Annotated in this window: 6 protein-coding genes; 1 reads left to right on the top strand and 5 read right to left on the bottom strand. The window is 64.1% G+C overall.

What is annotated here, in order from left to right; translation table 11 throughout:
* Window positions 1-13 precede the first annotated feature (13 nt).
* The 4 genes from AEQ63_RS14290 to AEQ63_RS14275 form a co-directional block, all read right to left on the bottom strand.
* The gene (locus AEQ63_RS14290) at window positions 14-7,840 is read right to left on the bottom strand and encodes a non-ribosomal peptide synthetase (RefSeq protein WP_064363894.1); all 7,827 of its coding nucleotides are present in this window, start codon (window positions 7,838-7,840) and stop codon (window positions 14-16) included.
* The gene (locus AEQ63_RS14285) at window positions 7,837-11,238 is read right to left on the bottom strand and encodes a non-ribosomal peptide synthetase (RefSeq protein WP_064363893.1); all 3,402 of its coding nucleotides are present in this window, start codon (window positions 11,236-11,238) and stop codon (window positions 7,837-7,839) included. The genes AEQ63_RS14290 and AEQ63_RS14285 overlap by 4 nt, the downstream gene beginning before the upstream one ends.
* A 188-nt stretch (window positions 11,239-11,426) precedes the next feature.
* Window positions 11,427-12,410: a TauD/TfdA family dioxygenase gene (locus AEQ63_RS14280; RefSeq protein WP_064363892.1), complete on the bottom strand. Its 984-nt coding sequence runs from the start codon at window positions 12,408-12,410 to the stop codon at window positions 11,427-11,429.
* A gap of 39 nt (window positions 12,411-12,449) precedes the next feature.
* Window positions 12,450-13,190, bottom strand: coding sequence for a thioesterase II family protein (locus AEQ63_RS14275; RefSeq protein ID WP_042608396.1), 741 nt, complete (start codon window positions 13,188-13,190; stop codon window positions 12,450-12,452).
* Between the two features lie 135 nt (window positions 13,191-13,325).
* Here AEQ63_RS14275 and AEQ63_RS14270 point away from each other — a divergent pair, with 135 nt between their 5' ends.
* Window positions 13,326-14,459, top strand: a complete 1,134-nt coding sequence (locus tag AEQ63_RS14270) for a cupin-like domain-containing protein (protein WP_064363891.1) — start codon at window positions 13,326-13,328, stop codon at window positions 14,457-14,459.
* A 127-nt stretch (window positions 14,460-14,586) separates the two neighbouring features.
* On the opposite strand, the gene AEQ63_RS14265 is transcribed toward AEQ63_RS14270, so the two are convergent.
* Entirely contained in the window at window positions 14,587-15,768 is a 1,182-nt protein-coding gene (locus tag AEQ63_RS14265) for an MFS transporter (RefSeq protein ID WP_064363890.1), read from the bottom strand.
* Between the last annotated feature and the right edge of the window lie 51 nt (window positions 15,769-15,819).

Here is a 15,819-nt window from a genome sequence, read left to right as displayed (position 1 = left end):
GCGTTTTTCCCTCTCAAGAAATCAGTTTTTCCAGATCATCGAGGGATAGACGTTTGAGGGCCTCCAGTGATTTAGCCAATTCATCCTGAACGGGCGACATTTCGACGCGCAGCGCTTCGATCCGCGCGCAGAATTCCTTGAGCGTGTCGGTTTCGAACAGCGCCTTGAGCGGCACCTTGTCGCCGAGACGCTCCTGCACCCGGGTCACCACCAGCGTCGCCAGCAGCGAATGCCCGCCAAGCTGGAAGAAGTTGTCCGCCAGCCCTACCCGCTCGACCTCCAGCACCTCCTGCCAGATCGTTGCGATCTCCCACTGCAGGTCGCTTTGCGGCGCCTGGTATTGCTCCTGCATCGGGCTCTCGGCCAACGCCATCAGCGCCTTGCGATCGAGCTTGCCGTTGGGCGTCAGCGGGATCGCGTCGATCAGGTGCAAATGCCCCGGGACCATGTGCGCCGGCAAGCGGCTGACCAGCGCACTGCGCACCCGCTCGGTCAGGGTCGACCGCTCGCTGTCCGGCGCGGCGACGAGATAGGCATGCAGGTGTCTGCCGGCGGCGCCGTCCTGCGCCAGCACCACCGCTTCGCCGATGTCGTCGAGCTCCAGCAGGCGCGCTTCGATCTCGCTGAGTTCGATACGGAAACCGCGAATCTTCACCTGATGGTCGGCGCGACCGATGTACTCGATGTTGCCGTCGTCGCCCTGGCGCACCAGATCGCCGGTGCGGTACAGACGCTCGCCATTGCCCGCGTAAGGATTCGGCACAAAGCGTTCGGCGGTCAGCGCGGCGCGGCGCAGATAGCCGCGCGTCACCCCGGCACCCGCCAGGTACAGCTCAGCCGGCACACCCGCGGGCAGCACCTGCAACTGACTGTCGAGCAGGTACGCCACGGTGTTGTCCAGCGGCCGGCCAATGTTCGCCCGCCCCTGCGGCGTGCGCAGTGTGAAGGTCGAATAGGTGGTGTCTTCCGACGGCCCGTAGAGGTCGTAGACCTGCTGCACCTGGGTGCTGGCATAGAGGCTGTCGACCAGACTCTGTTTGAGCGGTTCGCCGGCCAGATTGATGGTGCCGACCGAAGCCGGAATCTGCCCGGCCCGTTGCAACGCGGCAATCGCCGAGGGTACGGTGTTCATCAGGGTGACCTGATCGCGAGCCGGCAAGTCGGCCAGCGCCAGGGCGTTGTCGGCCAGCACCAGACAGCCACCGCAGGCCAGCGTGACGAAGATTTCCCACACCGACAGATCGAAGCAGATTGAGGTAGAGGCCAGCACGCCGCGCAATTGCTCTTCGCGATAGACCCCCGCCGACCATTGAATCAGTGCCGACAGATTGCCGTGACTGATCGCTACGCCTTTCGGTTTGCCGGTGGAGCCGGAGGTGTAGATCACGTACGCCAGATTGTCTGCAGCGAGGTTAACCAGCGGCGCAGTGACCGGGCATTCGCTGGCGACGCTCGCGTCCACCAGCAGCACCTGCGCACTCAAGGTGTCGGGCAGCATCGCCAACGCCGCCGGTTCGGTGAGCAGCACGGCGGCGCGACTGTCGTCCAGCATGTGCAGCAAGCGTTCCTGCGGATAATCCGGGTCCAGCGGCACGTAGGCGCCACCGGCCTTGAGGATCGCCAACAGTGCGACCAGCATCTCCGGCGTGCGGCGCATGCATACGCCGACGCGCACCTCCGGCCCGACGCCCATGCCTTGCAGCTTGTGCGCCAGACGATTGGCCCGGGTATCGAGGCTTTGGTAATCGATGGACTGCTCAGCGAACCGCACCGCGCTCGCTTGTGGCTGTCGCTGCACTTGCGCGGCGATGTGCGCCAGCACCGTGCGTTGATCCGGCGCGGTCACCGGCGCCTTGCCCCACGCGATCGCTTGTTGCCGTTGTGGCTCGGCGAGCAGTTGCAGCGCACCCAGCGGCTGGGTGGCGTCGGCGAGGAACTGCTCGAGCAGACCTTGCAGCTGCCCACTCAACGCACTGATCGCCGGAGCGTCGAAACTGGCCTGATCGTAACTCACGCCCAGACTCAGCTCGCGGCCGGTAACAGCGACCAGCGTCAGCGGATAGTTGGTCTGCTCCTGCCGGCGGATTGCCGAGAACTTCAGGCCCGTCTCAGAGCCCTGCGTCAGTGCTTCAGCCATCGGATAGTTTTCGAACACCAGAATACTGTCGAACAACGCCCCGGCACCCGTGCCGGCCCAGCGCTGAATGTCATACAGCGGCGTGTGTTCGTGCTCGCGCAACGCCAGGTTGAGGTCCTGCACCAGTTGCAGCCATTGGCTGACGCCGATCTCCGGCGATGGCGCCGCCACCACCGGCAAGGTGTTGATGAACAGGCCGATCTGCTGCTCGACGCCCGGCAAATCCGTCGGCCGCCCAGCGACCGTCGCACCAAACGCCACGTGATCCTGCCCGGTGTAGCGCTGCAACAGCAGCAGCCACGCCGCTTGCACCAGCGTGTTGAGGGTGACTTTCTGTTCGCGGGCGAAGCGGTTCAGTTCGGCCGTCAGCTGTTCGCTGAACACATGCTCATGATCGGCATAACCGCTTGCGTCGCGCTGCCGGACCGGCATGGCGCTGGCCAGTCGCGTCGGCTCTGCGAGTTCCGCCAGCGCCGCGCTCCAGAATTGCCGACTTGCCTGCTGATCGCGCTGGCCAAGCCATTCGATGTAATCGCGATAGCGCCCCTGCCCTGCGCTCGGCGTGATGCCGGCGTAGCGTTGCAGCACTTCGCCGAACAACTGCGAAGTGCTCCAGCCGTCCATGAGGATGTGATGACAGGTGTAGATCAGGTGATGAGTGTTCTCATCGGTGCGCACCAGCGTCACGCGCAACAGCGGCGCGTCGAGCAGATCGAAACCGTTGTGCAGGTCTTCAGTGGCCAGATGATCAAGCGCTGAACCGAGGCCATCGCGACCGCGCCAGTCCTGCACCTGCCACGGCATCTGCACACGGCTGCGCACCACCTGCACCGGCGCGGCGGCATCCTGCGGCCAGACGAACGCGGTACGCAGAATATCGTGGGCTTCGAGGGTATGCTGCCAGGCCTGGCGGAAGCGCTCGCTGTCGAGTTGTTCCACGTCGACCCGCAGTTGATTGGTATAGGCCGGGCTGTCCGGCTCGTTGCGGCTGTGGAACAGAATGCCTTGCTGCATCGGCGACAGCGGGTACAGATCAACGATGTCACGCGGCGCGATCGGCAGCGCCGACAGCTGCGCTTGCGTGAGGTTGGCGAGGTTGAAGTCCGAGGGTGTCACGCCACCGGCGCCGCTCTCGCAGCAATGTTCGATCAGGCGTTCCAGCTCGCGGCCATAGGCCTCGGCCAACGCCTCGATGGTCGCGGCGCGGTACATGCCGGTGCCGAAGGTCCAGGTCAATTCCAGCTCACCGCCGAAGACCTGACCGTCGACACTCAGCCAATTGCCCAGCGGCGCCTGCTCATCCTGATTGGCACCGGTGCTGTCAGCGCTTGGCACGAACAACGCGCCTTGCTCAGCATTGAACGCGCCGTCGAACTGGCCGAGATAATTGAAGGTCACCCGGGGTTGCGCCAGCGCCTGCAACTCGGCAGAACGCGTGAGGTAACGCAGCACGCCATAACCGATGCCCTTGCCCGGCACCGCACGCAGTTGCTCCTTGATCGCACACAGCGACGCAACGGGATTTTCCTGCGGGGCCAGGCGCACCGGGAACAGGCTGCTGAACCAGCCGACCGTACGGCTCAGGTCGATGTCGTCGAACAGGTCTTCACGACCATGACCTTCGAGCTGGATCAACACCGAAGGCTGCTCGCTCCAGTCACACAGCACCCGCGCCAATGCAGTCAGCAACAGATCATTGATCTGCGTGCGATACGCCGCCGGGGCGACTTTCAGCAGCTTGTCGGTCAGTGTCTGGCTCAGGCGCGTACTGGCGCGGGCGGCCTCGGCGCGGGTCTGGCTGTCCTCGGCAAAATCCCGTGGCAGGGCCGCGTCGTCGGCCTCAAGGGTCTGGCGCCAATAAGCGCTTTCGGCCGCCAACGTTTCGCTCTGTGCATAACGATGCAACTGCCCGGCCCAGTCGTGCAGCGAACTGCTTTTGCCCGGCAACGCGAGCGCCGCTCCCGCCGCCAGGGCGTGATAGGCCTGCTGCAAGTCCTCCAGCAGAATGCGCCACGACACGCCATCGACCACCAGGTGATGGATGACCAGCAACAGACGTTGCTCGGCATTCGGCAGATTGACCAGCAACGCGCGCAGCAAATGCCCGCGTTGCAGATCCAGGCTGCGCTGCGCCGCGTCGACCAGCGCTGGCAAGGCGTCGAGGCTGTCCAGCTCGCGGACCCAGAGCAGTTCGGCATCACCCTGCGACTGCGGCAATGCCTGCCAGCGATCGCCCGACTGCACAAAGCTCAAGGCCAGTGCTTCGTGCTGTTCGAGCAACGTCGCCAGCGCCTTGCGCAGATGCACGGCGTCCAGCGCCAGGGTCGGTTGCAACATCACCGACTGATTCCAGTGCTGGCGCTGGACAATCGGCGTCTCGAAGAAACGCTCTTGAATCGGCAGCAACGGCAATGGCCCGCGTGCCACAGTTGCGGCAGCGGCAGCCGGTTTGGCCTCGATCAGTTTGGCCACAGCGGCGAGTTGGCCGATGGTCTGTTTTTCGAACAACTGCTTGGGGCTGAGCTTGATGCCCTGGCGCTTGGCCCGGGCGATGATCTGCAGACTGAGAATCGAGTCGCCACCCAGTTCGAAGAAGTTATCGCTGCTGCCGACCCGCTCGAGCTTGAGCACCTCGGCCCAGATGGCAGCCAGTTTCTCTTCGATCTCACCGACCGGCGCGACGAACTGCTGGCTGACCACGCCGGGCACGGGCAAGGCGCGTTTGTCGAGTTTGCCGTTGGCCGTCAGCGGCAGCTTATCGAGCAACAGCAACTGCGCCGGCACCATGTAGTCCGGCAGCCGCGCCTGCAATTGCTCGCGCAGATCCTGCGCCTGCACTTTCGCTCCCGCTAGCGGCACGCACCAGGCAAGCAGTTGCAGGCGCGCCGGATCGTCATCCAGTGGCAGCGCGAGCACGGCGGCTTCGCTGACGCCGTCGAGGCTGAGCAACAGCCGCGCGACTTCCGCGGGCTCGACGCGGTAGCCGCGCACTTTCACTTGATCGTCGGCACGACCGATGAATTCCAGCGCCTGCTCGCGGTTGCGCCGGACCCGGTCGCCGCTGCGGTACACCCGCGCGCCGGCTGCGCCGAGCGGGTCGGGCAGGAAACGTTCGGCGGTCAGCCCCGGCTGATTCAGGTAACCCAGGGCAACGCTGTCGCCGCCGATGTACAGCTCACCGGCAACCTGATCGGCCACCGGGTTGAGCACATCGTCGAGCACATAGATATGGGCACCGGCCAACGCGGTGCCGACCGGAACGCTGCGCGTCTGCGCGGCAAGTGCTTCGACCTCATGGGTCAGCACGCCTACGGTGGTTTCGCTCGGGCCATAGTGATTGATCAGGCGGCAGCCCGATTTCAGTTGCTGCACGCGCTCGACCAGCGCCGGCGAACAGGCTTCGCCGCCGACGATCAATGCGTGTTCCGGCAGCACGTCGGCTGGCTTGGCCGCCTGCAACAGCGCGGCGAGATGGCCGGGAACGATTTTCAGCACGCCGACGCGATGGCGGGCCATGTAGTCGGCAAAGCGGTCCGGGTCGAAACCGAGCTCTTCCGGCAGCACATGCAGCAGGCGGCCCGAGCACAACGCGCCGAACAGCACGGTGAAGCCAAGGTCGGCGGCGATGGTCGAAACCAGCGCCATGCTCGCCTCGGGCGCAGGCGCCAGACGCTCGAGGACGCCGCGCACATAACTGCCCAGCGCGCCGTGGCTGACCAGCACGCCCTTGGGTTGCCCGGTGGAACCGGAGGTGTGAATCACATAGGCCGGCGATTGTGCATGTAGCGTCAGCTCAGGCGCGGACGCCGGCAGCGACTGCCATTGCTCCGGGGCAAATTCAAGACCCTGACAGCCCTCGACCGCCAGTTCGCTGACCCGCGCACCGCTTTCGGCAGCGATCAATGCCCGTGCCTGCGCAGCCCCGAGCATCTGTTGCAGGCGTGCGCTCGGTGCCTTGACGTCGAGGGGCATGTACACCGCGCCAGCCTTGAGAATCGCCAACACGCAAGTCAGCCAGTCCAGCGAACGCTCCAGCAGCACCGCCACCGGTTCGCCAACATTGATGCCCTGCGCACGCAAATAATGGGCGAGACGATTGGCTTGCTCATCCAGTGCCTGGAAAGTCATGGTCTGCTGGAGATCACGGGCGGCCAGCGCCTGCGGCTGGCGGGCCACTTCACGGGTCCAGTGCTGCAACACCGTCAACGCCGGTTCGCGTTGAATGGCAAGCGCCGCAGGCCGTTGCGTGGCGACCGTGTGCAGCGGCGCCTGCGGCGCATTGAGCAATTGGCTGAACAGGTCGAGCAACATCGGCACGAAAGCGGCGACCGTTTCCGCCCGATAGAGATCGCTGGCGTAGGTCATCTGACCGTGGATCAGCGCGCCGTCGTCGGTGATGTCCAGGGCCAGATCGAAATGCGTGCCGTCCTTGGCCAGCGGGTATTCACTGACGGTCAGACCGGGCAAGGCCATCGAGCGTTGTTTCTGCATGCCGACGTTCTGGTTGAACTTGGCCTGGAACAACGGGTTGTGACCGAGGGTGCGTTCGGCGACCAATTCGTCGACCAGTTGCTCGAACGGCAATTCCTGATGCGCCTGCGCGCCGAACGCCGCTTCACGCACCTGCGCCAGCAAATCCGCGAAGCTGGCGCACTCATCAATCTGGCAGCGCAGCACCTGAGTGTTAACGAAGAAACCGATCAGCCCTTCGACTTCGGCGCGGCTACGGTTGGCATTCGGCACGCCAACACGTATGTCGCGCTCGCCGGCCAGACGCGAGAGGAACAGCGAGAACCCGGCCAGCACCAGCATGAACAGGCTGATCCCCTGGCTGCGGGCAAAAGCATTGAGCTGGCGCGACAGGTCGGCACCGAAATCGAAGCTCAGGGTCTGCCCCGCAAAACTCTGGGTCAGCGGTCGGGCAAAGTCCGGCGCCACTTCCAGCAGCGGATGCTCGTCGCCCAGTTGCTGACGCCAGTAGTCGAGCTGGCGCTCGCCCTCGCCTGCTTCCAGCCAGCGTCGCTGCCAGATCGCATAGTCGGCGTACTGCAATGGCAACGCAGGCAACTGCGGCTCGCGCTGCAGACTGAAAGCCTGATAGCACTGGACGAATTCCTTGACCATGACGTCCATCGACCAGCCGTCGGAGACGATGTGATGCATGCTCACCACCAGCACGAACTCTTCGTCGGCCAAGGCAAACAGACTGGCGCGCAACAGCGGGCCATGGCGCAGATCGAATGGTTGCGCGGTGACGTCCTGCACGTGTTGCGCGAGTACTTGCTCGCGCTCTTGCGCCGCGATGCCCGTCAGGTCGAAGCGTTCCAAGGCAATACTCTGCTGCTCGAGAATCACCTGTTGGGGCTGATCGCCGTCAGTGTGGAACACCGTGCGCAACACTTCATGGCGCGCCAGCAGATGATCGAACGAACGGTTCAGCGCCGACTCGTCCAGCAGCCCCTTCAGACGCAAGCCGGCGGCCATGTTGTACGCGGCACTGTGCGGTTCCAGTTGCCAGAGAAACAACAGGCGCTGCTGGGCGAACGACAGGGGAATCGACGCGCAGTCATGGCGGCTGACCGGCAGCGGCAGCAGGCTGAAATCCTTGCCCTCCTCACGCAGCCTGGCCAGAAACAGCCGACGCTGTTCCAGCGGCAGGCCGACGAATCTTTGCGCAATACGTTCCGCCATCGTGCCGTTCATACTTCTTCTCCTTGCAAAGCATTCATGAACTGATCCATGTCGGACCAGTCGTCGTCGCCGCTCGCCTCGGCCAGTTGCCCGAGCACCTCGGCGAGATCCGCCAGCAGCGGTTTTTCGAACAGACTGCGCAGCGGCAGCACCACACCCATCTGCTCCTTGATTCGCGCGATCACCTGCGCGGCCAACAACGAATGGCCGCCCAGTTCAAAAAAGTGATCGTCCAGACCCACACGCGGCACCTGCAGCACCTCGGCCCAGACCTGCGCCAGGCACTGCTCGGCCGCCGATTGCGGGGCACGGTAATCGCCCTGCAACTGCGCCGGATCCGGCGCTGGCAAGGCCTTGCGGTCGAGCTTGCCACTCGGCGTCAGCGGCAGGTTCGCCAGCAACAGCAGATGCCCCGGCACCATGTAATCCGGCAGGCTGGCTTGCAGCGCGGCGCGGGTCTGCTGACGGAACAGCGCTTGCGTCGCCGCACTGGCGAGCGCTGCCGGTTCCGTCACCACGTAGGCGACCAGTTGCGTACCGCCCGCGAACGGCACCGCCAGCACCACCGCTTCGCGAACCCCGGGACATTGCTGCAGGCGCGATTCGATCTCGCCCAGTTCGATGCGGAAACCGCGAATCTTCACCTGATGATCGACCCGACCGACGTACTCCAGCGCGCCATCGCCGCGCAGCCGCGCACGATCGCCGGTGCGGTACAGGCGCTGACCGTCGGCGAACGGGTCGGCAATGAAACGCTCGGCGCTGAGGCTCGGCTGACGGTGATAACCCCGTGCCAGTCCCGGCCCACCGATGTACAACTCGCCCACCGCGCCTTGCGGCAGCAGGTTCAGGTCATCGTCGAGCACGTACAGGCGCCGCGCTGCCAGGCCCTTGCCGATCGGCATGCCGCGCCACGACAAGTCCTGCGCGGTCAGCGCGGTGCAGTCATGAATCGTCGAGACCACCGTGGCCTCGGTCGGCCCGTAGGTGTTGAGCAGGCGCACATGGCCGAGCCCGGCCTGCTGCCACAGGCGCAAGCCGTCCACCGCCATGGCTTCGCCGCCAACGTGAACCTGGCGCAGCGCGGCGAAACTTGCTGGCGGTTTCGCCGCGTATTCCTGCACCAGCCAATACCAGTAGGCCGCCGGCAGGTCGGCAAGAGTGATGCCCTGATCGACGATGACCTGATGCAGCGTCGCGCTGTCCCACAACGGCGCGTCACGCATGACCACGCTGGCGCCATGGCACAACGGCGAGAAAAACTGCTCGACGAAACCGTCGAAACTGCTGGTGGCGAATTGCAGAACCCGGTCGCCTTCGTGCAGATCGCTGTAACCGATGGCGCGGGCGATGAACTCGCTCAGCGCACCGTGACTGACCGCCACGCCTTTCGGCCGCCCGGTGGAGCCAGAGGTGTAGATCACGTAGGCGAGGTTGTCGGCTTCGACCGTGACCGGCAGATTGTCGGCCTGCTCACTGTCGGGCAACTGCTCCAGACACAGGCACTCGACACCATCGAGGGGCGGCAGGCTGGCGAGGCTTTGCCGGTCGCTGAGCAACAGTTTCAGACCGCTGTCATCGAGCACATGGCGCAAGCGTTCGGCCGGGGTCTGCGGGTCCAGCGGCACGTAGGCACCGCCGGCCTTGAACACCGCCAGCAGCGCCACCGCCAGTTCCAGCGAGCGCCCCAGCGCAACACCGACCAGCACGTCCGGGCCGACACCCTGTGCGCGCAACTGATGGGCCAGACGATTGCTGCGAGTGTTGAGTTCGGCGTAGCTGAATGCCGGCGCAGGCGCAGTGGCCAACCGCACCGCCGGCGCTTGCCCAGTGCGCGCGACCTGCGCTTCGAACAGGGTTTGCACGCTGGTGAAACGAGGCGCAGGCGCAGTGGACTGAATCAGCGCTTGCCGTTCGCTATCGGCGAGCATCGCCACGTCACCGATCAACTGTTGCGGGTCGCGGCACACCGACTGGAGAATGTTGCGCCAATGCCCGGCCAGCGCGGCGATGGTCGCGGCGTCAAAAATATCCGTGGCGTAAGTGAAGGCGGCAAACAGTTGCTCGCCCTCCTCACGGGTGTCGAGCATCAGGTCACTGGTGGCCGCGTGTTGCCGAGCGCTGCCGGCCAGTTGTTCTTCGCTCAGATAGCCCACGCGCAAGCCTGAAGCGAGTTGCGCCTGATGCAAATCGGTGACCAGCGGTTGATGGTTGAACATCACCTGAAACAGCGGATTGTGGCTCTGGCTGCGTGCCGGTTGCAGGGCTTCGATCAGGGCGTCGAACGGCAGATCCTGATGGGCCTGCGCACCCAGTGCCGCCTGGCGCAGGCTCTGCAGCAGCTCAGTGAACGGCGTCTGCGCAGTGACCGCGCTGCGCAGGATTTGCGTGTTGACGAAGAAACCGATCAGGCCTTCGGTTTCACTGCGGGTGCGGTTGGCGATCAGTCCGCCGACACGAATATCGGTCTGGCCGCTGTAGCGATGCAGCAGGGTTTTGAACGCCGCCAAAAGCACCACGAACAACGTCACGCCCTGACGCTGGGCAAGGCTTTTCAGCTCTTCACGCAGGGCTGCATCGATCACCGTTTCCAGGCGCGCGCCCTGATGGCTGGATTGCGCCGGATAGGCGCGGTCGGTGGGCAATTCCAGCACCGGATGCTCGTCGCCCAGTTGCGTGCGCCAGTAGTCCAGTTGCCGCTCACGCTCGCCAGCCTCCAGCCAGCTGCGCTGCCACAACGCGTAGTCGCGATAGTGCACGGTCAGCGGCGCCAGCGTCAGTTCGCGCCCGGCCACCAGCGCATCGTAGGTGCGCATGAACTCATCGATCAGAATGTTCATCGACCAGCCGTCGGCGATGATGTGATGCAGGGTCAGCAGCAGCACATGTTCCCGCTCGGCCAGGCGCAACAGACGCAGACTCAGCAGCGGGCCGTTCTGCAGGTCGAAGGCCTGGGTCGCCTCGGCCATCATGTGCTGCTGCGCGAGCGGCCAGCGCTGTGCTTCGGGCAACCCGCCCAGGTCAGTGACGGGCAACTTCAGTGGCTGCGGCTCGGCCACACGCTGGAAGGCACGCTCGCCGTCCTGACCGAAGGTGGTGCGCAAACATTCGTGGCGTGCCGCCAGGCGGCTGAAGGCCTGCTCAAGTGCCTCGACTTGCAGATCGCCATCCAGACGCACCGCCATCGGCAGGTTGTAGGCTGCGCTGGTCGGCTCCAGTTGCCAGAGAAACCACATGCGCTGCTGCGCGTAAGACAGGCCGTCGCGCTCAGCGATGCCGTCGCAGGCAGTCATGGGAAGCTGCGCAAAATCGATGCCTTCGCGGGCCATGCCGGCGAGGAACAAACGACGTTTGTCCTGGGGCAATTCGATAAAGCGGCGGGCTAGTTTCTGTGCGTCTGCGGCATTCATGCGTGGAGTCCTTGCTGATCGGCGGCGTGACCTGGAGACCCGGTCGTATCAACAAGAACGAATGGCCCGCGCAACGATTTAGCGCACCAGCGGCAATCGCAGCCCGACGGTACGAACGCCAGACAGACAAATGCCGAAGCCCGGTACAGGCCCGGCTTCGGCATTCAAATTGAAGCGTTGCGATCTGCTCAGCGCGCGTCCTGCGAATGCCCCTCGGCCATCGCCACAATCACTTTGCGCGGCCCTTCGAACGGTGAGCGAGCATGCGCGGACAACATGTTATCGAGCATCAGCACATCGCCCTCCTGCCACGGAAAACTGATCGCACAGTCATCGAGCACCGCGCGAATCTGCGCCAGCACTTCGTCTTCGATCGGCGAACCATCGCCGTAGTAGACGTTACGAGGCAGGTCTTCTTCGTCGACGATGTCGAGCAGGCTTTCGCGCACTTCCGCTTGCAGGTTGGAGATGTGAAACAGGTGCGCCTGATTGAACCAGACGTGATCGCCCGTTACCGGGTGCACCGCCACCGCCTGACAGGTCTGCCGCGTGCGCAGCTCGCCGTCGTCCTTCCATTCACAGACAATGCCGTGGGCCTTGCAGTAGGCCTCGACGACCTCGCGGTCTTCGGTGTTGAACACGTCTTCCCAGGCGACGTCGAGGCCGTTGCCGAAGTTGCGCACGTACATCAGGCCTTTGCTGACGAAGCGCTCACGGATCGCCACCGGAATGCGCCGGTAGACTTCACGGCTGTCGGCAATCGGCGTCTCACCGCCGGACTTCGCCGCGATCATGCTGTAGAACCAGATTTTCATCGGCCAGTCGCGGGAATACGCCTGTTCGTTGTGCAACGGAATACTCTGGTGCGCCGGGTATTCCGTGGACGTGTACACGCCTTGGGTGACGTTGGTACGCGGGGTCGAGCCGAACTCGTAGTTCAGCAGCGGATGACCGAAGCTCGCGGCGAACTGGCGGAACTGCTCGGCGCCATCGAGGCGGAAACCGCGAAACAACACACCACCGTCGCGCAGCAGATGCTCGTCGACCAGCTCCTTCAATTCATCGAATACCGCCAACAGATCAGTGTCGGCATCGCTCGCCTCGATCAACAGCGGCAAGCGTCCGCGCTGCGGCAGCAATGGCCGAACGGAAAATCCCAAAGCAACAGCCATGACTGGCCTCCTGACTATGCGTGATGGATGAGTCGCTTTTCAGAACGCCGGTTGCGCGGCCTGCGCAAGGCGCCGGTGATGCACTTCCAGATGGCTCTTGATCGTGCGAATGACCCGCGCTTCATGTTCATGAATGAAGAAATGCCCGCCGGTCATCATGTCCACCGAGAAACTGCCCAGGGTCTCTTTGCTCCAGCCGATCAGTTGTTCAGTGGTGGCGCGGTCTTCCTTGCCGCCGAGCACGTGCACCGGGCAATTGAGCAAGGGCCGCTCGGCAGGCGTGAAGCGCCCGCACATCATGAAATCGGCGCGCAGCACCGGCAGGGTCAGGCTCATCAATTCCTGATTGGCGAGAATTTCTTCGCTGGTACCTTGAAAGGTGCGCAGCTGTTCGATGAGCTCCTCATCGCTGCGCGGCTCGGCAAAGCCGCGGTCGTAGTCGCTACGCATGGTCGGCGCAGCGGTGCCGGAGGCGAACAGCGCCAGCGGCTCCGGCGCGCCGAGCTCGCGAAAGGCATGGGCCAGTTCGCAAGCGAGCAACGCGCCGAGGCTATGCCCGAACAACGCATACGGGCCTTGCAGACCCGGTTTGTGTTCGCGCGCCAGTTGCCGCGCCAACGCGCGCATGTCGGTTTGCAGAGGTTCGTCGAACCGCGCGCCACGCCCCGGCAGTTCCACCGGTTGCAATTGCAGCCACGTCGGCAGTTGACGCCGCCAGCGGCTGTAAACCATGGCGCTGGCACCCGAATAGGGCAGGCACAGCAATGTCAGCTTGGTCACCGCGCTTTCCTTGAAAAATGTGTCTGCAAGAAAGACGGATCAATGGCCGGACAAATTAGTCACCGATCGCTAAATTCCCCCGCCGGCCGCTCGTTGCCTGTTCAGGAAAAAAACAACAATCGCGAGGGAATCACCGTGGACCTGCAGAGCATTCTGGGCAAGTTGTTCGCCAACGCCGGCGCGGTCGGCATCGAGGGCGTTTTCCAGTTCATCTTCAGTGCGCAACAGGCGTACTGGTACGACATCAAGACCAGCCAACGCACGGAGCTCGGGCGCCACCCAAGCCCGGACGTGACCATCGAAGTGGCAGAAAAGGACTTTTTGGGGATCATGGCCGGGGTGGTCAATGTCGAGGAACTGTTCGCCAGCGGTCGGCTGAAGATCGGCGGCAACATGGGCCTGGCGACAATGCTGCCGCAGATCATCGACCACGCCCGCCAGGGAGGCGGCACGGTGGAAAAGGTCGACATGAACAAGCGCTACCCGACCCCGCCGCGCTTCAGTGAAAAGCTCACTGCCGCACTGCCTCGGCAGACCAGCGTCGAACGTCGCACGCGCGCCGAATTGAGCCGACATGAATTCGAAACCCGTTATCTGCCCAATGGCATTCCGTTGGTGATCAGCAACGCCCTGCACGACTGGCCGTTGTTCAGCCTGAGCCGCGAAGAGTCGCTGGTGCATTTCGCCGAACTGCAGGGCATCACCCGCCATGGCGATTACGTGAAGAAGACCTTCTCCACCGAGCGTGATTTCCGCTCGACCTCGATGGCCGAATTCATCGCCTCGCTGGACAGCCCGGCGGTCAAGGGCGCGGACGGCGAGCCGCCGGCGTACATGGGCAACAACATCCTGCCCGCGCAATTGCTGCAACAGATCCAGTACCCGCCCTACTTCGACACCTCGCTGTTCATCCCGCCGCGCATCTGGATCGGCCCCAAGGGCACGCTGACGCCGCTGCATCGCGATGACACCGACAACCTGTTCGCCCAGGTCTGGGGGCAGAAAAAATTCACCCTCGCCGCACCGCATCATCGCGAGGCGCTGGGCACCTGGTCGACCGCGCCCAAGGGTGGTCTGGATGGCTGCGATTTCAACCCGGACGCGCCGGACTATGAGCGTTTCCCGGCGGCGCGGGAGGTGACATTTTTGCGCGTGACGCTGGAGGCTGGGGATCTGCTGTTTTTGCCCGAGGGGTGGTTTCATCAGGTGGAGTCGGTGTCGACGTCGCTATCCGTCAACTTCTGGGTCAACTCAGGACGAGGCTGGTAACCCGATCTCCTGTAGGAGCGTAGGAGCTGACGAGTGCAACGAGGCTGCGATCTTTTGATCTTGATCTTGATCTTCAAAATCCAAAGTCAAAGTCAAAAGATCGCAGCCTCGTTGCACTCGTCAGCTCCTACGCTCCTACCCGGAGGTGGCGGTAACTCTGGATCGCTGAGCCCAGCACCACCGCCCCCGCCGCGATTGCCAGCCAAAACCCGCTGCGCGCGCCTAACGCATCCACCAGCGCGCCGGAACCGGCGGCGCCGATTGCTACGCCGATGCTCAGCCCGGTCACCAGCCAGGTCAGGCCTTCGGTGAGTTTGGCCGGCGGCACGATGCGTTCGATCAGCGCCATCGCCACGATCAGCGTCGGCGAAAAGAACAGGCCGGCGATGAATACCGCAAGCGACAAGCCGAGGATATTGCTCGCCAAAAGCAGCGGCAGCGTGGTCACCGCCGTCGCCAGCCCGCCGTAGAGAAACAGGCGCGGCAGCGGCAATTTCGAGCGCATCGCACCAAAGGCGATGCCGGCCAGGCATGAGCCGATCGCGTATACCGACAAGACAATACTCGCCGCTGCCGGCTGGCCCTGATGCTGGGCGAAGGCGACGCTGACCACGTCGATGACTCCGACGATCACGCCCATCGCCAGCATCAAGGCCAGCAGCCATTGCACATCGGTCGAGCGAATGATCGAGCCCTGATGCTGCGACTCCTGCGCGTGCACTGGCGGCTCGGTGCTGCGCTGGGCGACAAACGCCGTCACGCCGATGGCCAGCGCCAACAACGCCGCCAACGGCCCGGCCTCGGGAAACACTGCGACCGAGAGGCCCACCGACAGCGGCGGCCCGACGATAAAACACACTTCGTCGAGCACCGATTCCAGCGCATACGCCGTCTGCAACTGCGGCTGGCCCCGGTAGATTTCGGTCCAGCGCGCCCGCACCATCGCCGACATGCTCGGCATGCAACCGGCCAGCGCGGCGAACACGAACAACGTCCAGTTCGGCGCCTGCACACGCGTGCACAGCAGCAGCATCAACAACCCGCCGCCACCGGTCAGCGCTGCGATTGGCAGCACCCGCCCCTGCCCATAACGGTCAACCAGCCGTGACACCTGCGGCGCGCAAAACGCCGTGGCCAGGGCGAACGTCGCCGCCACCGCGCCCGCCAGCGCATAGCCGCCGTTCAACTGCGCGAGCATGGTGATCAGGCCGATGCCGGTCATCGAAATCGGCATGCGCGCCAGCATCCCGGCCATTACAAAAGCACGGGCGCCGGGGGCGGTGAACAATTCGCGGTAGGGGTTTGCCATCGATTGCAGCCTCATCAGGGGCGGCCAAGTTGCCATAGGCTTGGATGCCGT

This window comes from Pseudomonas sp. RIT-PI-o (assembly GCF_001297215.1).
Lineage (GTDB): Bacteria > Pseudomonadota > Gammaproteobacteria > Pseudomonadales > Pseudomonadaceae > Aquipseudomonas > Aquipseudomonas moraviensis_A.
This window is presented reverse-complemented; position numbering and strand designations above follow the sequence as displayed.